Source organism: bacterium (genome assembly GCA_030018315.1).
Taxonomy (GTDB): Bacteria; Hydrothermota; UBA3073; order JACQXS01; family JAGMCI01; genus JASEGA01.
This window is the reverse complement of record JASEGA010000049.1, coordinates 1-5,093: the sequence shown is the minus strand read 5'-3', so window position 1 is coordinate 5,093 and position 5,093 is coordinate 1. Positions and strand designations below refer to the sequence as shown.

The 5,093-nt window shown below is 38.8% G+C and carries 2 protein-coding genes; both read left to right on the top strand.

Features of this window, described 5'->3' with window-relative positions; translation table 11 throughout:
* Nucleotides 1-293: 293 nt before the first annotated feature.
* Nucleotides 294-3,125, top strand: coding sequence for a FlgD immunoglobulin-like domain containing protein (locus tag QMD71_09800; protein ID MDI6841117.1), 2,832 nt, complete (start codon nucleotides 294-296; stop codon nucleotides 3,123-3,125).
* A 257-nt stretch (nucleotides 3,126-3,382) separates the two neighbouring features.
* On the top strand, nucleotides 3,383-5,032 hold the full coding sequence (locus tag QMD71_09795) for a T9SS type A sorting domain-containing protein (GenBank protein ID MDI6841116.1): 1,650 nt from the start codon (nucleotides 3,383-3,385) through the stop codon (nucleotides 5,030-5,032).
* Nucleotides 5,033-5,093 lie beyond the last annotated feature (61 nt).

The window sequence follows — 5,093 nt, the reverse complement described above, 5'->3', positions numbered from 1 at the left end:
CAAAAAGTGGGAGGTGATTTAAAAATTTTAGCATCTGTAGTCTCTTTATTTGCAAAGGATTACGAATGCTAAATAGCCTCACCAAATTAAGGGGGTGATTTTATGGTGCAAAAATTAGGTAGACTCCTCTGCTTGGGTAAGAGAGAGGACACTACTTACCCCGATATGAGTCTACCTATAGTGGATAAAAAAGTGTGTCCATATGAAAAGTGTATGTTTTTAGGAAAGGTATGTCAAATTTGTTTACCAACAAGTAAGCAAAATTCTGACATAACCTAAACACAGGAGGTAAAATGTTGAGGAAAATTTTTATTGTGGCTATGCTTTTAGTTATTGGCATAGGGTATGGTGTTAAGTTAGGTGCAAGTGATTTTGGCTTGAGAAGGGGAGGCAGTGTTGTTGTAGACCTTGTAAGGTTGCGCTCTTCTTCCATGGATATTGAAACTGGTCTCAATGCATCGCCCTGGATTCAACAGATTAACGGACCCATTGCTTCTGTAAATCCATTGATAAGTAGATGCAGGTTAATGACTTCTATCTCTGAAGCAAATTCAAATTTGCCAATTCTTTCATTTGGCAATGACATTCTGGATGCAACTGTCTGGATACCGGACTCACTTGGAGGAGTGATGCCCAGGCAAGTGTGTTACAATCCCACTAATAATGAGTTCTACATTTACGGCGGTAGAAGGTTAACAATAATTGATGGGGCAACTAACTCTCAGTTGAAAACAATTACTGTTGATGATGCTGGCGATGTAAACGCAAGTCTCGTGCTCTATATTCCAGAATCTCGGCGTTTTGCTTACTTGCCGACTCTTAATAAGATATACTGTGCCACTGAGAGTGGTAAGTTAGTAGTCATTGATTGTTCTGTTGATACTGTGGAGAAGATAATTGACTTAAGTGAAGGGGCATGGCCACGGTGGGGAGTCTGGATAGACTGTAACCCGAACACTAATAAGATATACTACAAGACTAGAACCTCCAGCCCAATTCCTATCATCAGCCGTATTACCTGTATTGATGGGATAACTGATACTATAGTGAAAGAGGTTGAGTTTTCTGGTCGTATGGTCTTTGATATATTATGTAATCCTAATGTAAATAAGCTATACCTTAGTAGTGTATGGGATCTTGCACCTACAGTTCTTGTTCTTGAAGGCTCATCTCTTGAAGTTGTTGCAGAACTTGATGTGGGAGGCAACCCGTGGATGCTGACATACAATCCAAACAATAACAAGGTCTATTGTGGTAATGCATCAACCAGCGCTGTGACAGTGATTGATAGCAGTGATAGCATAATTACTCAGATAGATGTTACTCAGCCTGTTCAAGGTATTCTCTGTAACCCAGTAGATAACAAAATCTATGCCTATTGGAAGACTGGTACCGAAACTGAATCTTATTGTTATGTTTCCATTATTGAGAGCGGTTCAGATATAGAAATTGCAAAAGTATCACTACCTGTTCTTCCTGCGTTTAGTGCTCACTATACCCTAGCCTATAATTCAATTAGTGACGCTGTATTTTGTGCGAGTGGAAATTTCTACAATGATACACTCATTATTATTGATGGAGTGAGTAATAAGATAATAGGGGCTGGACGGACTGGTGCAGGCCCTACCTGTACTCAGCTTGCTTATAATTCAACTAAAAATACGATGTGCTCTTCTAATCATTGTGTAGGAGGAGCTAGTATTATTAATAGCGATGCTGATGTAGTTACTATGCTTAAAATTGGAGACCCTGTATCTGCTGGGTGTTATAACAAGCTAAATAATAAAGTTTATCTTACACAGTCATATTATGCAGGAGGGTATAACAAGGCTACAGGGGTTGTCTGTATCATGGATGGAAGGACTAATCAGGTGATAAATAAAATACTTAGTGATGAAGGGTTTTGGTTTGGTTTCCCTGTATTTAACGAGTTAAATAATAAGGTATATGTTCCAAGTATGCTTGCAAATATAGTTAAGGTTATTGATGGGCTCGGCGATACTGTGATTACTAATATTCAAGTAGAGGCGCCACATGTAGTTTTTTGGGATTCAACTACCAATAAGATTTATTGTGATGGTAGTAGAGGTATCACTATAATTAATGGGGCAACAGATGAGATAATTACAACCATCTCTGTAGGGGATTATTTGGAAGGTTTTACCAGTAATCCAAGAGATAGAAAGGTTTATGGTGTGTTCTTCTCAGGTTCAATTTGTGTCATTGATGCAGTAAATGATGTGTTGCTTACTAATATTGAAGTGGGAGGGACGCCTTGGAAAGTATTGTACAATTCAGTAAGTAATAAGATTTACTCTATTGATCCTAGTCTATTTGAGATGAACCCGTGTGTAAAGGTCATCGACGGAACTACTGATCAGGTAATTAAGACTATAGAGCTTCCTGATATATGTTTGGCATCTGAATACAATCCAGTTAAGAACAAGTTGTATGTGGGGTTAATAGGTGCTTCTCAGGCTCCACAGGTCTATGTGATTGATGGTAAGTCAGATGAGATAATTAAAAAGATACTTACGGAACAGGTTAACGCTTTGATATACAATCCTCTTAATAACCGTATCTATGGCCATTGCTTGGCAGCATACTCTGATTATCAATTAATAGTTCAGGTAATAGACTGTGAGAGTGATGAAATTGTTTCAACTGTCTCATTAGAGCAAAGACAGAGTGGTTATTTCATCTTCATGGCACTGGGTGGTGGGGCAAGTGCTGAATTTATGGTCTATAATAGCACAGATAATAAGGTTTACTGTGGCAATTATGGACTCAGCAATGTGAGTGTAATTCAGTGTGTAGAGAGTGGAGTTGAGGAGGTAAAGGGCAGAAAAATGGGGACAGAGCAGTTAGAAATCTATCCAAATCCATTCAGGCAGTTATCAGTTATTCGCTATCAATTGCCTGTTGAAAGTAAGATTTCTCTTAAGATTTACGACCTCACTGGCAGGTTTGTGAGAACTCTTGTAGATGAAAAGAAGAAGCCTGGAACTTATTCAATTAAATGGGATGGGAAAGATTTTTCTGGCAAAGAGGTAGGTTCTGGAGTATATTTCTATAAACTTGAAGCCGACAAGTTTAATAAAACTATGAAGTTAATTCGATTATAGAAATAAACGGCTGTAAAAGAAAATAAACAGGATGTGATGTAATATGAGTGTAATTTGAGCCATTTGTGGTGTTGTAGTTTAAGGAAGCAGGGAGAGGATAGCCACGGATTTCATAAATACAATGTTATTCGTGGTAAAAGGAGGTGGATATGCGTAGTATTTTAGGTATCTCAATTTTTGGGGGACTTGTTGGTAGTATACTTTATGGTCAGCCATCTCAACTATGAAGGAAAACATATGGTGGAGATAAAGCTGATATGGGCTTTTGTGTGCAAGAGACACAAGATAGTGGCTTTATTGTCACTGGATATACTATGTCTTATGGGGCAGGTAACTGTGATGTATGGCTTATTCGGACTGACAAATCTGGTGATACTCTATGGACTAATACTTTTGGTGGAACTGGAGAGGATTGGGGTAAATGTGTACAAGAGACAGAGGATGGTGGCTTTATTGTTGTTGGGAGAAAAAGTCTCAAAGTGGGAATTGAGCAAAAAGAAGATGTATGGCTCATAAAGACAGATAGTTTAGGTAATAAGTTATGGGATATAGCTTATGGTAAAGAAGAATTCGATGACGGTGGTTTTGATATAAAAAATACTAAGGATGGCGGTTTTATTATAACTGGATATACTTGTTCTTATAGTGTAGGCGGGGCAGATGTATGGCTTATAAAGACGGATAGTTTAGGTAATAAGCTATGGGATAAAACTTATGGTGGCGAATTTGATGATAGAGGTTATAGTGTTGATGAGACAGAGGATGGTGGTTTTGTTATAACTGGAGAGACCTGGTCCTATAGTAGTCTTCCAGGTTGGCAAGCGGATATCTGGCTCATTCGAACCAATGAATTAGGTGATATATTATGGACTAAGACCTATGGTGGAGACTACGAGGATGTAGGCATGTGTGTACAAGAGGTACAGGGTGGCGGATTTTTCGTGACAGGATGGACTCTATCTTTTGTTCCAGAAACTGCATTGAGAGGTCTTTGGTCATTTCGAACAGATGAATTAGGGAATAAGCTGTGGGATAAATTCTTCTATGGAAGAGATGCTTTGGGCTTTTTTGGTAAGCAGACTCGAGATGGTGGATTTATCATAGCCGGTCAGTGCATAATCCAAATATCCAAGAGTGCTCAAGTCTTACTTATCCGGTTGGATAAAGAAGAGGTGGAAGAGAAGATTGTAATGTCAGTAGAACCGGATACTATTATTGGACCGCCACCAGCAGTTGGTGATACTTTTGTAGATTCCATTTATATAAGTAATATCACTACGCCACTACTTTACGGTTGGAACTTTGGTATGACCTTTAATCCAGAAGTATTACATTGTCTTAAGGTTGAAGAGGGACCATTTTTGAAAGAGTTTGGGCAGACTCTCTTTGGGGTTGGTCCGATAGATAATGATTTGGGTGACATCCAATATGTTTTCTGTGCCCTTTTTTACCCTTCTCCTGGTGCAACTGGTAGTGGTACTATAGCTTATATTACTTGGCAAGTTATGGGCCATGGGAGCTCTCCATTACAACTAAAAGATGTGACACTTGCTGACCCAAATGCAAACCCTATACCATGCGAATCTAAGGATGGTTACTTTGAGCTACCTACTGGGGTGATTGAGACTGCGACCTGTCCCTATGGAGATGGGCTGATATTACAGAGCTATCCAAATCCAATTAGAGCGGAGGCTATGATAAGATACGAAGTATCGGTCACTGGAATAGTTTCACTTAAGGTCTACAATATAACTGGTGAACTTGTAGCAACAATTGTGAATGAGAAAAAGGCACCCGGCTATTATTCTGCTCACTGGAGCTCTAAAACCTTACCAAATGGTGTATATTTCTGTAGATTAGAGCATAATAGTAAAGTAATCACACAGAAATTGGTGATAGTGAAATAAAAAGAGTGTTACTGTTAAGGTAGAATGTCCTCCTTATTGTTAAGCAAGAATGTCCTCATGT